Genomic DNA, 16951 nt, shown 5'->3' on the forward strand with positions numbered 1-16951 from the left:
GGAGTCGTCAAATGATCGATTATGAAGTATTGCGTTTTATCTGGTGGCTGCTGGTTGGCATTCTGCTGATTGGTTTTGCAGTTACTGATGGCTTCGACATGGGGGTGGGCATGCTCACCCGTTTCCTCGGTCGTAACGACACCGAGCGTCGAATTATGATTAACTCCATTGCCCCGCACTGGGATGGTAACCAGGTTTGGCTGATCACTGCAGGCGGCGCGCTGTTTGCCGCCTGGCCGATGGTCTATGCTGCTGCGTTCTCCGGCTTCTATGTCGCGATGATCCTGGTGCTGGCGTCTTTGTTCTTCCGTCCGGTCGGTTTTGATTACCGCTCCAAGATCGAAGAAACCCGCTGGCGCAACATGTGGGACTGGGGCATCTTCATTGGTAGCTTCGTTCCGCCGCTGGTGATTGGTGTGGCGTTCGGCAACCTGCTACAGGGTGTACCGTTCAACGTGGATGAATATCTGCGTCTGTACTACACCGGTAACTTCTTCCAGCTGCTTAACCCGTTCGGCCTGCTGGCTGGCGTGGTGAGCGTAGGGATGATCATTACTCAGGGCGCGACCTACCTGCAAATGCGCACTGTGGGCGAATTGCACCTGCGTACCCGTGCAACCGCTCAGGTGGCGGCACTGGTGACTCTGGTGTGCTTCGCACTGGCTGGCGTATGGGTGATGTATGGTATCGACGGTTATGTCGTGAAATCGACAATGGACCATTACGCAGCCTCTAACCCGCTGAATAAAGAAGTGGTGCGTGAAGCTGGCGCATGGCTGGTTAACTTCAACAACACGCCGATTCTGTGGGCGATTCCGGCGCTGGGTGTGGTTCTGCCGTTGTTGACTATTCTGACTGCACGTATGGATAAAGCCGCGTGGGCGTTTGTGTTCTCCTCCCTGACACTGGCTTGCATTATCCTGACTGCGGGTATTGCAATGTTCCCGTTTGTGATGCCGTCCAGCACCATGATGAATGCAAGTCTGACAATGTGGGATGCAACTTCCAGCCAGCTGACGCTTAACGTCATGACATGGGTTGCGGTGGTTCTTGTACCGATCATTCTGCTCTACACCGCCTGGTGTTACTGGAAAATGTTCGGTCGTATCACCAAAGAAGATATTGAACGTAACACCCATTCTCTGTACTAAGTAAGGAGCTAAAAATGTGGTATTTCGCATGGATTCTGGGAACGCTTCTTGCCTGTTCGTTTGGGGTAATCACCGCGCTGGCGCTTGAGCACGTCGAATCAGGCAAAGCCGGTCAAGAAGACATCTGATGAGTAAGATTATCGCAACCTTGTATGCGGTAATGGACAAGCGCCCCCTGCGGGCGCTTTCCTTCGTGATGGCGCTTCTGTTAGCAGGATGTATGTTTTGGGACCCATCACGTTTCGCCGCGAAGACCAGTGAGCTGGAAATCTGGCATGGTTTATTGCTGATGTGGGCCGTGTGCGCCGGCGTTATTCACGGTGTGGGGTTCCGTCCGCAGAAGGTTCTTTGGCAAGGGATTTTTTGCCCATTGCTTGCCGATTTTGTGCTCATCGTCGGGCTGATTTTCTTCTTCTTTTAAATCAGAATTCTCTCCAAAAATTTATGGGCCATTAAAGGTCCATAAATTTTTACGCTCCCTTAACTTGCTCTCATTCCCAAACCTCATTCGCACGCGTATAGTAGCAGCGTTTAAAAGCTCTAACTTTTGTTGCATTACCGGGATGTAAAGTGAATACAACGCTGTTTCGATGGCCGGTTCGCGTCTACTATGAAGATACCGATGCCGGTGGTGTGGTGTACCACGCCAGTTACGTCGCTTTTTATGAAAGAGCACGCACAGAGATGCTGCGTCATCATCACTTCAGCCAACAGGCGCTGATGGCTGAACGCGTTGCCTTCGTGGTGCGTAAAATGACGGTGGAATATTACGCACCCGCGCGGCTCGACGATATGCTCGAAATTCAGACTGAAATAACATCAATGCGTGGCACCTCTTTGGTTTTCACGCAACGTATTGTCAACGCCGAGAATACTTTGCTGAATGAAGCAGAGGTTCTGGTTGTTTGCGTTGACCCACTCAAAATGAAGCCTCGTGCGCTTCCCAAGTCTATTGTCGCGGAGTTTAAGCAGTGACTGACATGAATATCCTTGATTTGTTCCTGAAGGCAAGCCTTCTGGTTAAACTTATCATGTTGATTTTGATTGGTTTTTCAATCGCATCCTGGGCCATTATTATCCAGCGGACCCGTATCCTTAACGCTGCGGCACGCGAAGCCGAAGCGTTTGAAGATAAATTCTGGTCTGGAATCGAACTTTCCCGCCTCTACCAGGAAAGCCAGGGAAAACGAGATAATCTCACGGGCTCGGAACAAATATTTTACAGTGGGTTCAAAGAATTTGTGCGTCTGCATCGAGCCAACAGCCATGCGCCGGAAGCGGTAGTAGAAGGTGCATCGCGTGCGATGCGTATTTCTATGAACCGTGAACTGGAGAATCTGGAGACGCACATCCCGTTCCTCGGCACGGTAGGTTCCATTAGCCCGTATATCGGTCTGTTTGGCACCGTTTGGGGGATCATGCACGCGTTTATCGCCCTTGGTGCGGTGAAGCAGGCAACATTGCAAATGGTTGCCCCTGGTATCGCAGAAGCGTTGATTGCGACAGCAATTGGTCTGTTTGCCGCTATTCCAGCGGTTATGGCTTACAACCGTCTCAACCAGCGTGTGAACAAACTGGAACTGAATTACGATAACTTTATGGAAGAGTTTACCGCGATTCTGCACCGCCAGGCGTTCACCGTTAGCGAGAGCAACAAGGGGTAAGCCATGGCCAGAGCGCGTGGACGGGGTCGTCGCGATCTCAAGTCCGAAATCAATATTGTACCGCTACTGGACGTACTACTGGTGCTGTTACTGATCTTTATGGCGACGGCGCCAATCATCACCCAGAGTGTTGAGGTCGATCTACCGGACGCTACAGAATCGCAGGCGGTGAGCAGTAATGATAATCCGCCGGTCATTATTGAAGTATCCGGTGTCGGTCAGTACACCGTGGTGGTTGAGAAGGAGCGCCTGGAACATTTACCACCAGAACAGGTGGTGGCGGAAGTATCCAGCCGTTTCAAGGCTAATCCGAAAACGGTCTTTCTGATCGGTGGCGCAAAAGATGTGCCTTACGATGAAATAATTAAAGCGCTGAACTTGTTACACAGTGCGGGTGTGAAATCGGTTGGTTTAATGACGCAGCCTATTTAAGCATCTGCGTTTTCCTTGCTTGAAAGAGAGCGGGTAACAGGCGAACAGTTTTTGGGAACCGAGAGTGTCAAAGGCAACCGAACAAAACGACAAGCTCAAACGGGCGATAATTATTTCAGCAGTGCTGCATATCATCTTATTTGCGGCACTGATCTGGAGTTCGTTCGATGAGAATATGGAAGCTTCAGCCGGTGGCGGCGGTGGTTCATCCATCGACGCGGTAATGGTTGATTCAGGTGCAGTCGTTGAGCAGTACAAACGCATGCAAAACCAGGAATCAAGCGCGAAGCGTTCTGAAGAGCAGCTCAAGATTAAGGAGCGGCAGGCCGCTGAAGAACTGCGTGAAAAACAAGCTGCGGAACAGGAACGCCTGAAGCAACTTGAGAAAGAGCGGTTAGCCGCTCAGGAGCAAAAGAAACAGGCTGAAGAAGCTGCCAAACAGGCCGAGTTGAAGCAGAAGCAAGCGGAAGAAGCAGCAGCGAAAGCTGCGGCAGATGCTAAAGCGAAGGCCGAAGCGGATGCCAAAGCAGCCGCAGAAGCTGCGAAGAAAGCGGCTGCGGATGCGAAGAAAAAAGCAGAAGCAGAAGCCGCCAAAGCTGCAGCTGAAGCGCAGAAAAAAGCCGAGGCTGAAGCCGCTAAAGCTGCTGCTGCGCTGAAGAAGAAAGCAGAAGCGGCAGAAGCCGCAGCAGCTGAGGCAAGAAAGAAAGCGGCTGCCGAGGCTGCTGAGAAGGCTAAGGCCGAAGCTGAGAAGAAAGCTGCAGCAGAAAAGGCCGCAGCTGAGAAGAAAGCGGCTGCAGAAAAGGCGGCAGCTGAGAAGAAAGCGGCTGCAGAAAAGGCGGCAGCTGAGAAGAAAGCAGCGGCAGAGAAGGCGGCTGCTGAGAAGAAAGCGGCGGCAGAAAAGGCCGCCGCAGAGAAAAAAGCTGCGGCGGCAAAAGCAGCTGCTGAAAAAGCCGCTGCAGCAAAAGCTGCCGCGGAGGCGGATGATCTTTTCGGTGAGCTAAGCTCCGGTAAGAATGCACCGAAAACCGGTGGTGGGGCGAAAGGCAGCAATGTTTCCTCTACCGGGAGTGGTAATACTAAAAGTAGCGCATCAGGCGCTGAGATTAATGACTACAAGAACCAGATTGCTACGGCTATAGCCAGCAGGCTCAACGACAAGTCATTGTATGTCGGGAAAACGTGCAGATTGCATATCAAACTGACTACAGATGGCACTGTACTTAGCGTTGAGTCAGAAGGTGGTGATGAAGCATTATGCCGGGCCGCGCTTGTCGCTGTTAATCAAGCAAAATTGCCTAAGCCACCGAGCCAGGCTGTATATGAGGTATTCAAAGATGCTTCTCTGAACTTTAAGCCGTAAGCAGAGCTATAGCAGTAACAATGGTTTGTTCTGATAGTTTTGTGTATTTGAGTTTGTTAACCTTCTGCTAAATTATCCTGAGCTATCTGTTCGGATAAGGGAGATACGATGAAGCAGGCATTACGATTAGCTTTTAGTTTTTTAATACTATGGACTGCTGCAGTGCATGCGACAGTCAGTATCGATATTACTGACTGGAATGACTCTGCGCGCCCTATTGGCGTAGTTCCTTTCCAGTGGGCAGGACCTGGTGCGGCACCTGAAGATATTGGCGGCATCGTTGCTGCAGACCTGCGTAACAGTGGTAAATTTAACCCGTTAGACCGCGCTCGTCTGCCACAGCAGCCGGGTAGTGCGCAGGAAGTGCAACCTGCTGCATGGTCTGCTCTGGGCATCGATGCCGTGGTTGTGGGACAGGTTACTCCGAATCCCGATGGTTCTTACAATGTCGCTTATCAGTTGGTTGACACTGGCGGCGCTCCGGGTACAGTACTTGCTCAGAATTCATACAAAGTTAACAAACAATGGCTGCGCTATGCTGGCCATACCGCCAGTGATGAAGTGTTTGAAAAACTAACCGGCATTAAAGGTGCGTTCCGTACCCGTATCGCCTACGTTGTTCAGACCAACGGCGGTCAGTTCCCGTATGAACTGCGCGTATCTGATTACGACGGCTACAACCAGTTTGTGGTTCACCGTTCTCCACAGCCGCTGATGTCTCCGGCATGGTCACCGGATGGTTCTAAACTGGCATATGTCACTTTTGAAAGTGGTCGTTCCGCGCTGGTTATCCAGACGCTGGCGAATGGTGCAGTACGTCAGGTCGCTTCTTTCCCGCGTCACAACGGTGCGCCTGCATTCTCACCAGACGGTAGCAAACTGGCGTTCGCTCTGTCGAAAACGGGTAGCCTGAATCTGTATGTTATGGATTTGGCTTCCGGTCAGATTCGTCAGGTAACGGATGGTCGCAGCAATAATACCGAACCAACCTGGTTCCCGGACAGCCAGAACCTGGCCTTTACTTCTGACCAGGCCGGTCGTCCGCAGGTTTATAAAGTGAATATCAACGGTGGTGCGCCTCAACGTATTACCTGGGAAGGTTCACAAAACCAGGATGCGGATGTCAGCAGCGACGGTAAATTTATGGTAATGGTTAGCTCCAATGGTGGGCAACAGCACATTGCCAAACAAGATCTGGTAACGGGAGGCGTACAAGTTCTGTCGTCCACGTTCCTGGATGAAACGCCAAGTCTGGCACCTAACGGCACTATGGTAATCTACAGCTCTTCTCAGGGGATGGGATCCGTGCTGAATTTGGTTTCTACAGATGGGCGTTTCAAAGCGCGTCTTCCGGCAACTGATGGACAGGTCAAATTCCCTGCCTGGTCGCCGTATCTGTGATAATAATTAATTGAATAGTAAAGGAATCATTGAAATGCAACTGAACAAAGTGCTGAAAGGGCTGATGATTGCTCTGCCTGTTATGGCAATTGCGGCATGTTCTTCCAACAAGAACGCCAGCAATGACGGTAGCGAAGGCATGCTGGGTGCCGGCACTGGGATGGATGCGAACGGCGGCAACGGCAATGGCAACATGTCTTCCGAAGAGCAGGCTCGTCTGCAAATGCAACAGCTGCAGCAGAACAACATCGTTTACTTCGATCTGGACAAATACGATATCCGTTCTGACTTCGCTCAAATGCTGGATGCACACGCAAACTTCCTGCGTAGCAACCCGTCTTACAAAGTCACCGTAGAAGGTCACGCGGACGAACGTGGTACTCCTGAGTACAACATCTCCCTGGGTGAGCGTCGTGCGAACGCTGTTAAGATGTATCTGCAGGGTAAAGGCGTTTCTGCTGACCAGATCTCCATCGTTTCTTACGGTAAAGAAAAACCTGCAGTACTGGGTCATGACGAAGCGGCGTATGCCAAAAACCGTCGTGCGGTACTGGTTTACTAAGAGAATTGCATGAGCAGTAACTTCAGACATCACCTGTTGAGTCTGTCGTTACTGGTTGGCATAGCGGCCCCCTGGGCCGCTTTTGCTCAGGCGCCAATCAGTAGTGTCGGCTCAGGCTCGGTCGAAGACCGCGTCACTCAACTTGAGCGTATTTCTAATGCTCACAGCCAGCTTTTAACTCAACTCCAGCAGCAACTCTCCGATAATCAGTCCGATATTGATTCCCTGCGGGGGCAAATTCAGGAAAATCAGTATCAACTGAATCAGGTTGTAGAGCGGCAGAAACAGATTCTGTTACAGATGGATAGCCTCAGCAGCGGTGGTAGTACGACGCAGTCTACGGGCGGCGCTCAAAGCGGAGCGACTGCAACAACGACGCCAACGGCTGATGCAGGAACTGCAAACGCTGGCGCGGCAGTGAAAAGCGGCGATCCAAACACTGATTATAATGCGGCTATTGCGCTGGTGCAGGATAAATCTCGCCAGGATGATGCGATGGTGGCATTTCAGAATTTCATCAAAAATTATCCTGACTCAACTTACCTGCCAAATGCCAATTATTGGCTGGGACAGTTAAACTACAACAAGGGTAAGAAAGATGATGCTGCATACTATTTTGCTTCGGTGGTGAAAAATTATCCGAAGTCACCGAAGGCTGCTGATGCGATGTTTAAAGTTGGCGTCATCATGCAGGACAAAGGTGATACAGCAAAAGCGAAAGCCGTGTATCAGCAGGTTATCAGTAAATACCCTGGTACTGATGGCGCGAAACAGGCGCAAAAACGTCTGAACGCCATGTAATGCATACCCCGCGACCAGAAGTCGTGTTATTTCTGGTCGTGTCGTGTGAATCATAAGCAGTTGAGTGATCTGCATCGAAATTTTTGTTGCGCTCAAGTCTGAAATCAGTAATATATGCCGCCGTTGCCACGGGATATCAAGCAAACCGAAAGCAACGCTAAAGTGGGTCGTTAGCTCAGTTGGTAGAGCAGTTGACTTTTAATCAATTGGTCGCAGGTTCGAATCCTGCACGACCCACCAATCGTAAAGATTGAAGCAGTAGTTAGTAGTATCCAGCGTAGTATCGGGTGATTAGCTCAGCTGGGAGAGCACCTCCCTTACAAGGAGGGGGTCGGCGGTTCGATCCCGTCATCACCCACCACCGGGTCGTTAGCTCAGTTGGTAGAGCAGTTGACTTTTAATCAATTGGTCGCAGGTTCGAATCCTGCACGACCCACCAGTGTAAAAAGGCGCCCTAAAGGCGCCTTTTTGCTATATACGTCTTTTTGCATCCCCTCTTAAGACTCACCAGGATCGTTTTACTTTATAAGTACGGATTCGTTCTGTTATTTCGCAGAAAACGGGTTAAATATGCATATCTGCTAATAATTAGATGAGTGAACTTTTATGGCTGAGAATATTAAGCAATTCATTGATTTTCTTATCAAAGCTAAACAAAGCACGTATGCAAATTCCAATAGCGCAGTGATGACACTTGCACCACTTACTGGGGCAAAACTCCATGAATATGAACAAGGAGCGCTATTCTACAGGGACATTTATTACGGTTTTTTACAGTTTACTGGGCAGGAAGTTATTTATCAGAGAGAAACAGCGGTATGGTCTATGAGCTATTCCGGTAAATGTTTTCTGGATAAAGACTCAGAAAGTATCTACGGTTTTCTACGTCAGGCGCTATTGCAATCGACTCGGGATATGCCATTCCGTGGCCCATTTGAATTCAATAGCGAAAATGATCTGCGATATGTTAACTGCTATAGCGGCAACTTTGACTTTTTCAGTGGTGAAGAACAGATATGGCATAACAACATGTTAGCCTACAAGCTTTACTATTCAGGAGGGTGGGTAAACTAATCAGCCATCAAATAATAGGCCATGACATTTCCCTATCAATCGACTATCTTGTTTAGCATACAAAACAAACAAACCGATTATGGCAAGTTTTCACGCTTTATATCGGTTTAATAGTTAAGCTTATAAAACGAGATGGCAAAATGAGCGTGATGTTTGATCCTGAAGCTGCAATATATCCCTTCCCACCGAAGCCGACACCGTTAAGCATTGATGAAAAAACGCATTACCGTGAAAAAATAAAACGGCTGTTAAAAGAACGTAATGCGGTGATGGTCGCCCACTACTATACCGATCCCGAAATTCAACAACTGGCGGAAGAGACCGGAGGCTGCATTTCCGATTCGCTGGAAATGGCTCGTTTTGGTGCACAACATTCCGCGTCTACGCTGTTAGTCGCTGGGGTGAGATTTATGGGAGAAACCGCCAAAATCCTCAGCCCGGAAAAAACAGTGTTGATGCCAACCCTTCAGGCCGAATGTTCTTTAGATTTGGGATGCCCCATTGATGAATTCAACGCATTTTGCGATGCCCACCTCGATCGTACTGTCGTTGTCTACGCTAACACTTCTGCCGCGGTAAAAGCTCGTGCGGACTGGGTGGTGACTTCAAGTATTGCCGTTGAACTGATTGATCACCTGGATAGTTTGGGTGAAAAAATAATCTGGGCGCCGGATAAACATTTGGGGCGTTACGTGCAAAAACAGACTGGTGCAGACATCTTGTGCTGGCAGGGAACCTGTATCGTTCATGATGAGTTTAAGACTCAGGCATTAACCCGCTTGCAAAAACAGTACCCTGATGCTGCCATATTGGTGCATCCTGAATCACCACAATCCATCGTTGAGATGGCAGATGCGATCGGTTCAACAAGTCAGCTGATCAACGCCGCGAAAACGTTGCCGCACCAGCAACTCATTGTGGCGACCGACCGGGGTATCTTCTATAAAATGCAGCAGGCGGTACCTGATAAAGTACTGTTGGAAGCGCCAACCGCAGGTCAGGGCGCGACCTGCCGCAGTTGCGCACATTGTCCGTGGATGGCCATGAATGGCCTTCAGGCTATTGTTGAGGCGTTGGAACAGGGAGGAAGCAAACACGAAGTTCATGTTGAAGAAATGCTGCGAGAGAGGGCGCTGGTACCACTCAATCGTATGCTGAATTTTGCGGCTACACTACGTGCATAACTGACAATAAGGCATCACGCTACGCTTTGGGGGAAAGATGGATTTTTTTAGCACGCAGAACATTCTGGTTCATATACCGATCGGCGCAGGCGGTTACGATCTTTCATGGATCGAAGCGATAGGGACCATTGCAGGTTTACTTTGCATTGGACTCGCCAGTATGGAGAAGATCAGCAACTACTTTTTTGGTCTGCTCAACGTTACTCTGTTTGGTATTATTTTCTTTCAAATTCAACTCTATGCCAGTTTGCTGCTGCAGGTGTTTTTCTTTGCAGCCAATATTTACGGCTGGTATGCCTGGTCGCGACAAACCGGTCAGAATGAAGCTGAGTTGAAAATTCGCTGGTTGCCATTGCCGAAGGCTTTAACCTGGCTGACGATCTGCGTGGTTGCTATTGGTTTGATGACGGCATTTATCAATCCGGTATTTGCGTTCCTGACCCGCGTGGCGGTAATGATCATGCAAGCGCTGGGTTTACAGGTCGCTATGCCAGACTTACAACCGGATGCATTCCCATTTTGGGATTCATGCATGATGGTATTATCTATTGTGGCAATGATTCTGATGACGCGGAAATATGTCGAAAACTGGTTGCTGTGGGTCATCATTAACGTGATCAGCGTGGTGATTTTCGCATTGCAGGGCGTGTATGCCATGTCGCTGGAGTACCTGCTCCTGACTTTTATTGCTCTGAATGGCAGCCGGATGTGGATCAACAGCGCACGCGAGAGAGGTTCACGCGCGCTATCCCATTAATGGTGATGATGTGAATGGCCGGATGCTCCCTGGTTAAGGTGGCAATCCGGCCCGCGGCAAGGCTGGTACTCCATCTGGACGGTGGCGTGTTCAATCTGATAATGCTCCATCAGATAATGCTGGATCTGTTCCAACAAAGCGTCGTGATCGTGTGGTGGAATTACCTGTACATGCAACGTCATCAGCGGCTTCTCCCCCACCATCCATACATGCACATGATGCACATTGCGCACTTCCGGGATTTCCCTGCACATACGGCGCTTAAGTTCAGCTATATCCAGCGAAACTGGCGCACCTTCAAGTAATTCATTCACGCTATCTTTCAATAACCGCCAGGCGCTGCGCAAAACCAGAAGCGACACGAGGATAGAGAGAATTGGGTCGGCAGGCGTCCAGCCAGTCCAGATAATAATTAATGCGGCGACGATGGCACCAACAGACCCCAGCAGATCGCCCAATACATGCAGTGCCGCTGCACGTACGTTGAGATTTTTTTCTCCACTGCCGCGATGAAGCAACCAGAAGGAAAGCACATTTGCCAGCAGTCCAGCTACCGCAATCGTCATCATCATGCCGCCTTCGACCGGGCGCGGCATACGAAAACGCTCTATTGCCTCCCAGACAATCAAAATTGTAATTACCACTAATGCAATGGCATTCACAAACGCGGCGAGGGTGGTCAGCCTTAACCAGCCGAAAGTATGGCGAATGGTAGGTGGGCGACGAGAAAATTGTACGGCAAGCAGGGCGAAAAGCAGAGCCGCAGTATCAGTAAGCATGTGTCCGGCATCGGCCAGCAGGGCCAGAGAACCAGAAAGAAAACCGCCGATGACCTCTATTAACATGAAACCAGCGGTTACGCAGAAAGCATACAATAAGCGGCGAGCGTTATTATCTTCTGGCAAGTGTGAGGACGAATGTGAGTGTGCCATGACGAGTCATCCCTTAATTAATCTCACTTAACTTTATGACATCATACTGCTTTTAGAAGGGAAAAATTAAAAGGGAGGGATTTCACACTCTCAATATTGGCTATTTTGCAGAATTACTGCGTAGTATCGACTTCTGTTCGCGACCAGTGAAGGCTGAAAGGGGACTGAAACAATGTGGTTGTTCAGAGGATGTTCTTGTTTTTCTCGTTATGTCAGATAACGTTTTTCAACAGTACATAGGCTATTGAATGGCAGACAACGGCTTAAGATTTCAGTTAAAAGAATAAATCCAGCATATAATATTAAAAAATTAATAAACAGAGTATGTTTTGTTAGGCATTGTGAAATACAGGTCATTTTTCGCAACATTCTGGCGTTTTTCTTGCTAATTCCAGGATTAATTCGTTCATAGTGTAAGACCCCGTTTACACATTCTGACGGAAGATATAGATTGGAAGGATTGCATTCACCAAAATAAGTATGGCAACTCTGGAACAGACATGAATTATCAGAACGACGATTTACGCATCAAAGAGATCAAAGAGTTACTTCCTCCTGTCGCATTACTGGAAAAATTCCCCGCTACCGAAAATGCTGCCACTACAGTTGCTCATGCCCGTAAGGCGATCCATAAGATCCTGAAAGGTAACGATGATCGCCTGTTAGTGGTGATTGGTCCGTGTTCTATTCATGACCCCGTCGCGGCTAAAGAGTACGCAACTCGCTTGCTGGCGCTGCGTGAAGAGCTGAAAGATGAGCTGGAAATTGTTATGCGCGTCTATTTTGAAAAGCCGCGCACCACAGTGGGCTGGAAAGGGCTGATTAACGATCCGCATATGGATAACAGTTTCCAGATCAACGACGGTTTACGCATTGCTCGTAAATTGCTGCTTGATATTAACGATAGCGGCCTGCCAGCAGCGGGGGAATTTCTCGATATGATTACCCCGCAGTATCTCGCGGACCTGATGAGTTGGGGCGCAATTGGCGCACGTACAACAGAATCGCAAGTTCACCGCGAACTTGCTTCGGGCCTTTCTTGTCCGGTCGGATTCAAAAATGGTACTGATGGTACGATAAAAGTGGCTATCGATGCGATTAACGCTGCAGGTGCGCCGCACTGCTTCCTGTCTGTGACCAAATGGGGTCATTCGGCGATTGTGAATACCAGCGGTAATGGCGATTGCCATATCATACTGCGTGGCGGGAAAGAGCCCAACTACAGTGCGAAACACGTTGCAGAAGTGAAAGAAGGGTTGAACAAAGCAGGGTTGCCGGCGCAGGTGATGATCGATTTCAGCCACGCTAACTCGTCCAAACAGTTTAAAAAACAGATGGATGTTTGCGCCGATGTTTGCCAGCAGATTGCCGGTGGCGAAAAAGCCATTATTGGCGTGATGGTTGAAAGCCATCTGGTGGAAGGCAATCAGAGCCTGGAAAGCGGTGAGCCGCTGGCCTATGGCAAGAGCATCACCGATGCCTGCATTGGCTGGGAAGATACCGATGCTCTGTTACGTTCACTGGCGAATGCCGTAAAAGCACGTCGTGGATAAGGTTTAATTTTCGGATGCGCCACCAGAGTGGCTTATCTGGTGAATCACCGTAGGCCTGATAAGACGCGTAGCGTCGCATCAGGCAATGTGCTTTATTGTTAGCGATGAAAAATAAAAAAGCCGACTTACTTTCAGTCGGCTTTATCATTTGAAACAACGGCTACGCTTACTTCGCTTTACCCTGGTTGGCTACTGCCGCAGCTTTTGCCGCGATTTCGTCAGCATTACCCAGGTAGTAACGTTTCAGTGGTTTGAAGTTCTCGTCGAATTCATAAACCAGCGGTACGCCAGTCGGAATATTCAACTCAAGAATCTCTTCTTCGCTCATGTTATCGAGATATTTCACTAGCGCACGCAGAGAGTTACCATGGGCAGCGATGATCACGCGCTCTCCGCTCTTCATGCGCGGGAGAATAGTTTCATTCCAGTAAGGAATCACCCGGTCAATAGTCAACGCCAGGCTTTCAGTCAGCGGTAACTCTTTCTCGCTCAACTTAGCATAACGCGGATCGTGTCCCGGGTAACGTTCATCATCTTTAGTCAGTTCCGGCGGAGTCACCGCAAAACCACGACGCCATTGTTTCACCTGCTCGTCGCCATATTTTTCTGCGGTTTCCGCTTTGTTCAGCCCCTGCAACGCACCGTAATGACGTTCGTTGAGTTTCCAGGATTTCTCAACGGGCAGCCATGCCTGATCCAGTTCGTCCAGTACGTTCCACAGAGTATGGATTGCACGTTTCAGGACGGAGGTGTAAGCAAAGTCAAAGCTGTAACCTTCCTCTTTCAGCAGTTTGCCTGCTGCTTTTGCTTCGCTTACGCCTTTCTCAGACAGATCTACATCATACCAACCAGTAAAGCGGTTTTCTTTGTTCCACTGACTTTCGCCGTGACGAACCAGAACCAGCTTAGTTACAGCCATATACTTACTCCTCAAACCATTTTTTAATGATAATAATTCTCATTATATTGCCGATAGCCACACACGGCAATGCTTAGGTATAACAATAGCGAAAATGGTGATTCAATGTAAGTCAACTGTAAACAAATGATTGCATTTTGGTGTGGACTTGAGCATCTGGCGGAAAAAGTGCTACGGCCGCAGAAAGAATGTAAAGGGGTGACTAACTCTTTTGTACCATTCAGACATATAGCTACTACGTATTTTTATTAAAAATAAATTCACGTTATAAATAATTTAATTCCGTCATGTGAATCATCTAATTGATGGAAATGTGAAAGCAATCATATTTAAAGGTCAATTAAACGTAATTTATGACACTTATCTATTACCGGCTTTTCAGGTTAACAGGTAAGCTAGCAGTAATTGAGACATATCACCTATGTATTGAGGACGGTAAGCAATAACGCCTGATTAAAGGAATGAAAGGGGAAGGAAATGAATAAAAAAATTTATCTGTTTTGTTCAGCCGGTATGTCAACATCATTGCTGGTTTCAAAAATGCGGCAGCAGGCTGAAAAATATCAGGTGCCCGTATACATTGAGGCATTTTCTGAAACTTTCGCAGTAGCGAAAGGACCGGAGGCTGATGTCATTTTGCCTGGACCGCAAATTGCCTATTTGCGTGAAGATATTCAAAAATTATTACCCAATAAACCAGTAGAAGTCATTGATAGTCAATTGTATGGCAAGATTGATGGTTTAGCTGTATTAAAATTTGCAGTTGCTATTATTAAAAAATCATTAATTTAATTTTTCGTCAAAGAGTAATTTCATTTCATATAGCATCACGATGAACTCATTTTAAAGGGTGATCAAAAATGAACAGCGCCATAAATTCGCTGGAAAGAATAATTTTACCCTTCGCGGTAAAATTAGGTAAGCAGGTACATGTAAATGCAATAAAAAATGGATTTATTCGACTACTACCATTAACGCTTGTAGGAGCGTTATTTGTCCTGATCAATAATGTGTTTTTAAATTTTGGTGAAGGTTCTTTTTTCTGGTCACTGGGCGTTCGTCTGGATGCCGGAACCATAGCAACTCTCGACGGTTTAAAGACTACTGGCAACAGCGTGTATAACGGTACGCTCGGCATAATGTCTCTATTGACACCATTCTTTATTGGGATGGCATTGGCTGAAGAGCGCAAGGTTGATCCTATCGCCGCCGGTTTACTTTCAATTGCAGCATTCATGACAGTTACTCCATTCAGCGTCAATAATGTTGCGGCTATCGGCACTAACTGGTTGGGCGGCACCAATATTATTTCTGGTATTATTATTGGACTCGCAGTTGCAGAGATTTTCACCTTTGTAATGCGCAGAAAATGGATTATCACCTTACCGGCGAGCGTCCCTTCATCGGTGTCCCGTTCATTTAGCGCCTTGATTCCGGGCTTTATTATTCTATTGATTGCAGGCCTGATATCCTGGGGATTATCTCTGTTGGGTACGCATTTCCACCAGTTGATTATGAATAGTATATCCACGCCACTCGCCTCTTTAGGTGGTGTTGTCGGTTGGGCATATGTCATTTTGAATACGTTACTCTGGTTCTTTGGGGTTCACGGTGGCCTGGCGCTGACTGCATTAAATAGCGGAATAATGGCGCCGTGGGGAATGGAGAATATGGACATTTATACCCAGTATGGTTCGGTTGAGGCGGCACTGGCGGCAGGGAAAACATTTCATTTCTGGACGGGGCCAATGATGGAGTCATATGTCTACCTTGGCGGCACTGGTGCGACTCTGGGGTTAATTATTGCAATTTTTATTGCTTCACGCCGGGCCGACTACCGTCAGGTTGCGAAACTGGCATTACCATCAGGATTATTTGAAATTAACGAGCCGATCTTATTCGGTCTCCCAATTATTATGAATCCGATCTTGATGATCCCATTCGTTTTGATCCAACCTATTCTCGCAGCCCTGACTTTAATTGCGTATTCTTTGGGGTTGATTCCCCCATCAACCAACTTTGCTCCCTGGACAATGCCACCAGGATTAGGCGCTTTTTTTAACTCTAATGGCAGCGTCGCGGCATTAATTATGGCGCTATTCAACCTGGCAGTAGCGACTTTAATTTATTTACCGTTTGTTGTTATTGCTAACAAAGCACAGCATGAAATTGAAGAAGAGGAAAGTGAAGAGGATATTGCAGCAGCGTTAAAGTTTTAATCTTGCAATATTAGCAACGCTCCGACACAGGCGGAACGTTGCTTTAACCAGTCGGGCCATTTCACCGTAAGGATTGCGCATGGAGATTACAACGGTACATGAAAACCAGTTTCTTAATGGTCGTGATTTTTACATGTTTATTCTTGATAAGACAGAAAGTGTCAGCGGATTACATCAACACGAGTACTATGAATTTGTCATTGTATTAACAGGGCGGTGCTCTCAGGAAATTAATGGCAAAAGAGTTTCTCTGGAACGAGGCGATTTTATATTTATCCCCATTGGTTCATACCATCAAACATTTTATGATTCTGGAGTAACGAGGATATTAAATATGGGAGTAAATCGGCATTATTTTAATGAGCACTATGTAAAATATTTACCTTCACATTTTGTGGCTTCGCAACGATATCACATACATCATGACTTTTTAGCATTTATTGAATCAACAGTGTTTTCCTTAAATAATAATGAAAATAGCATAAGTGAATTTAATAAACTGTTAACTTTCTATATAGTTAATCATTTACAGCATAATCATAATGAAATACAGGATGCTGATATCCCTCGTTGGTTAACTCAACTAGTAAAAGAGATGCACAACAAGACATTGTTTGCAGAAGATGCTTTGCGCAATATGGTGATATTATCAGGTAAAACACAGTCATACTTAACTCGTGCAACCCGGCGCTACTATGGTAAAACGCCAGGACAGATTATTAATGATATACGAATAAATTTTTGTAAGAAACAACTGGAAACAACCAATTTCTCGGTGGCTGATATTGCCTATGATGCTGGATTTAATAGTCCGGGGTTATTTATTACAAATTTCAAAAAAGCAACGACGTTTACTCCTGGTTATTATCGTCGTCATGCCGGGAAAATGAGTTGAATATTTCCTGTTAGTTATCTGTTGTGGTTTCAGATAGTGATTCTAAA

General features: G+C 47.4%; 19 protein-coding genes and 3 tRNA genes. 20 read left to right on the forward strand and 2 right to left on the reverse strand.

Translation table 11 applies throughout. The features are described from left to right. Positions 1–11: 11 nt before the first annotated feature. The 16 genes from cydB (at position 12) to pnuC (ending at position 10386) form a co-directional block, all read left to right on the forward strand. Positions 12–1151 carry a cytochrome d ubiquinol oxidase subunit II gene (gene cydB, locus PS053_RS21435; protein ID WP_000568264.1) on the forward strand — a complete coding sequence of 380 codons (1140 nt, stop codon included), beginning with the start codon at positions 12–14 and terminating at the stop codon, positions 1149–1151. 14 nt (positions 1152–1165) lie between these two features. Then, on the forward strand, positions 1166–1279 hold the full coding sequence (gene cydX / locus PS053_RS21440) for a cytochrome bd-I oxidase subunit CydX (RefSeq protein WP_000270282.1): 114 nt from the start codon (positions 1166–1168) through the stop codon (positions 1277–1279). Then, positions 1279–1572: a cyd operon protein YbgE gene (gene ybgE, locus PS053_RS21445; RefSeq protein WP_000034600.1), complete on the forward strand. Its 294-nt coding sequence runs from the start codon at positions 1279–1281 to the stop codon at positions 1570–1572. Before cydX ends, ybgE begins: the two co-directional genes overlap by 1 nt. A 149-nt stretch (positions 1573–1721) precedes the next feature. Next, positions 1722–2126, forward strand: coding sequence for a tol-pal system-associated acyl-CoA thioesterase (ybgC, locus tag PS053_RS21450; protein ID WP_001098384.1), 405 nt, complete (start codon positions 1722–1724; stop codon positions 2124–2126). Continuing rightward, positions 2123–2815, forward strand: a complete 693-nt coding sequence (gene tolQ, locus PS053_RS21455; protein ID WP_000131314.1) for a Tol-Pal system protein TolQ — start codon at positions 2123–2125, stop codon at positions 2813–2815. The genes ybgC and tolQ overlap by 4 nt, the downstream gene beginning before the upstream one ends. A gap of 3 nt (positions 2816–2818) precedes the next feature. Then, entirely contained in the window at positions 2819–3247 is a 429-nt protein-coding gene (tolR, locus tag PS053_RS21460) for a colicin uptake protein TolR (protein ID WP_000090089.1), read from the forward strand. Between the two features lie 64 nt (positions 3248–3311). Beyond that, positions 3312–4607 carry a cell envelope integrity protein TolA gene (tolA, locus tag PS053_RS21465; RefSeq protein ID WP_149450681.1) on the forward strand — a complete coding sequence of 432 codons (1296 nt, stop codon included), beginning with the start codon at positions 3312–3314 and terminating at the stop codon, positions 4605–4607. Between the two features lie 108 nt (positions 4608–4715). Continuing rightward, positions 4716–6008: a Tol-Pal system beta propeller repeat protein TolB gene (gene tolB, locus PS053_RS21470; protein ID WP_000806390.1), complete on the forward strand. Its 1293-nt coding sequence runs from the start codon at positions 4716–4718 to the stop codon at positions 6006–6008. A 34-nt stretch (positions 6009–6042) separates the two neighbouring features. Next, the gene (gene pal / locus PS053_RS21475; RefSeq protein WP_002430199.1) at positions 6043–6570 is read left to right on the forward strand and encodes a peptidoglycan-associated lipoprotein Pal; all 528 of its coding nucleotides are present in this window, start codon (positions 6043–6045) and stop codon (positions 6568–6570) included. A gap of 9 nt (positions 6571–6579) precedes the next feature. Continuing rightward, complete coding sequence (gene cpoB / locus PS053_RS21480) at positions 6580–7371, forward strand: cell division protein CpoB (protein WP_000097556.1); 792 nt, start codon at positions 6580–6582, stop codon at positions 7369–7371. Between the two features lie 164 nt (positions 7372–7535). Then, positions 7536–7611 (forward strand) — tRNA-Lys (locus PS053_RS21485). Positions 7612–7656: 45 nt separating this feature from the next. Continuing rightward, positions 7657–7732 (forward strand) — tRNA-Val (locus PS053_RS21490). A 2-nt stretch (positions 7733–7734) separates the two neighbouring features. Next, positions 7735–7810, forward strand: a tRNA-Lys gene (locus tag PS053_RS21495). Positions 7811–7977: 167 nt separating this feature from the next. Then, a complete protein-coding gene (locus PS053_RS21500; protein WP_000829609.1) occupies positions 7978–8445 on the forward strand; it encodes a DUF5680 domain-containing protein in 468 nt (155 codons plus the stop codon). Between the two features lie 140 nt (positions 8446–8585). Next, a complete protein-coding gene (gene nadA / locus PS053_RS21505; RefSeq protein WP_059259065.1) occupies positions 8586–9629 on the forward strand; it encodes a quinolinate synthase NadA in 1044 nt (347 codons plus the stop codon). A gap of 37 nt (positions 9630–9666) precedes the next feature. Continuing rightward, the gene (pnuC, locus tag PS053_RS21510; RefSeq protein ID WP_000345385.1) at positions 9667–10386 is read left to right on the forward strand and encodes a nicotinamide riboside transporter PnuC; all 720 of its coding nucleotides are present in this window, start codon (positions 9667–9669) and stop codon (positions 10384–10386) included. Here pnuC and zitB read toward each other — a convergent pair. After that, complete coding sequence (gene zitB, locus PS053_RS21515; protein WP_000951306.1) at positions 10383–11318, reverse strand: CDF family zinc transporter ZitB; 936 nt, start codon at positions 11316–11318, stop codon at positions 10383–10385. The genes pnuC and zitB overlap by 4 nt on opposite strands. 500 nt (positions 11319–11818) lie before the next feature. Between zitB and aroG the strand changes: the two genes are divergently transcribed. Then, the gene (aroG, locus tag PS053_RS21520; protein ID WP_001109221.1) at positions 11819–12871 is read left to right on the forward strand and encodes a 3-deoxy-7-phosphoheptulonate synthase AroG; all 1053 of its coding nucleotides are present in this window, start codon (positions 11819–11821) and stop codon (positions 12869–12871) included. Positions 12872–13037: 166 nt separating this feature from the next. On the opposite strand, the gene gpmA is transcribed toward aroG, so the two are convergent. Then, positions 13038–13790 (reverse strand): 2,3-diphosphoglycerate-dependent phosphoglycerate mutase, encoded by a 753-nt coding sequence (gene gpmA, locus PS053_RS21525; RefSeq protein WP_001295305.1) that lies wholly within the window; start codon positions 13788–13790, stop codon positions 13038–13040. A gap of 477 nt (positions 13791–14267) precedes the next feature. Between gpmA and PS053_RS21530 the strand changes: the two genes are divergently transcribed. From PS053_RS21530 to chbR, 3 genes are all read left to right on the forward strand, one after another. Continuing rightward, a complete protein-coding gene (locus PS053_RS21530; protein ID WP_001035187.1) occupies positions 14268–14582 on the forward strand; it encodes a PTS sugar transporter subunit IIB in 315 nt (104 codons plus the stop codon). A 68-nt stretch (positions 14583–14650) separates the two neighbouring features. Then, positions 14651–16009, forward strand: coding sequence for a PTS N,N'-diacetylchitobiose transporter subunit IIC (gene chbC, locus PS053_RS21535; RefSeq protein ID WP_044716445.1), 1359 nt, complete (start codon positions 14651–14653; stop codon positions 16007–16009). Between the two features lie 79 nt (positions 16010–16088). Beyond that, positions 16089–16904, forward strand: coding sequence for a transcriptional regulator ChbR (gene chbR / locus PS053_RS21540; protein WP_000406937.1), 816 nt, complete (start codon positions 16089–16091; stop codon positions 16902–16904). The last annotated feature ends 47 nt before the right edge of the window (positions 16905–16951 follow it).

The organism is Escherichia albertii (assembly GCF_028622335.1).
In the GTDB taxonomy this organism is placed as follows: Bacteria; Pseudomonadota; Gammaproteobacteria; order Enterobacterales; family Enterobacteriaceae; genus Escherichia; species Escherichia albertii.

Coding starts and splice junctions, on each gene's coding strand:
- cydB (WP_000568264.1), top strand. CDS start 12: ATGATCGATTATGAAGTATTGCGTTTTATCTGGTGGCTGCTGGTTGGC.
- cydX (WP_000270282.1), top strand. CDS start 1,166: ATGTGGTATTTCGCATGGATTCTGGGAACGCTTCTTGCCTGTTCGTTT.
- ybgE (WP_000034600.1), top strand. CDS start 1,279: ATGAGTAAGATTATCGCAACCTTGTATGCGGTAATGGACAAGCGCCCC.
- tolR (WP_000090089.1), top strand. CDS start 2,819: ATGGCCAGAGCGCGTGGACGGGGTCGTCGCGATCTCAAGTCCGAAATC.
- tolB (WP_000806390.1), top strand. CDS start 4,716: ATGAAGCAGGCATTACGATTAGCTTTTAGTTTTTTAATACTATGGACT.
- pal (WP_002430199.1), top strand. CDS start 6,043: ATGCAACTGAACAAAGTGCTGAAAGGGCTGATGATTGCTCTGCCTGTT.
- cpoB (WP_000097556.1), top strand. CDS start 6,580: ATGAGCAGTAACTTCAGACATCACCTGTTGAGTCTGTCGTTACTGGTT.
- PS053_RS21500 (WP_000829609.1), top strand. CDS start 7,978: ATGGCTGAGAATATTAAGCAATTCATTGATTTTCTTATCAAAGCTAAA.
- nadA (WP_059259065.1), top strand. CDS start 8,586: ATGAGCGTGATGTTTGATCCTGAAGCTGCAATATATCCCTTCCCACCG.
- pnuC (WP_000345385.1), top strand. CDS start 9,667: ATGGATTTTTTTAGCACGCAGAACATTCTGGTTCATATACCGATCGGC.
- zitB (WP_000951306.1), bottom strand. CDS start 11,318: ATGGCACACTCACATTCGTCCTCACACTTGCCAGAAGATAATAACGCT.
- aroG (WP_001109221.1), top strand. CDS start 11,819: ATGAATTATCAGAACGACGATTTACGCATCAAAGAGATCAAAGAGTTA.
- gpmA (WP_001295305.1), bottom strand. CDS start 13,790: ATGGCTGTAACTAAGCTGGTTCTGGTTCGTCACGGCGAAAGTCAGTGG.
- PS053_RS21530 (WP_001035187.1), top strand. CDS start 14,268: ATGAATAAAAAAATTTATCTGTTTTGTTCAGCCGGTATGTCAACATCA.
- chbC (WP_044716445.1), top strand. CDS start 14,651: ATGAACAGCGCCATAAATTCGCTGGAAAGAATAATTTTACCCTTCGCG.
- chbR (WP_000406937.1), top strand. CDS start 16,089: ATGGAGATTACAACGGTACATGAAAACCAGTTTCTTAATGGTCGTGAT.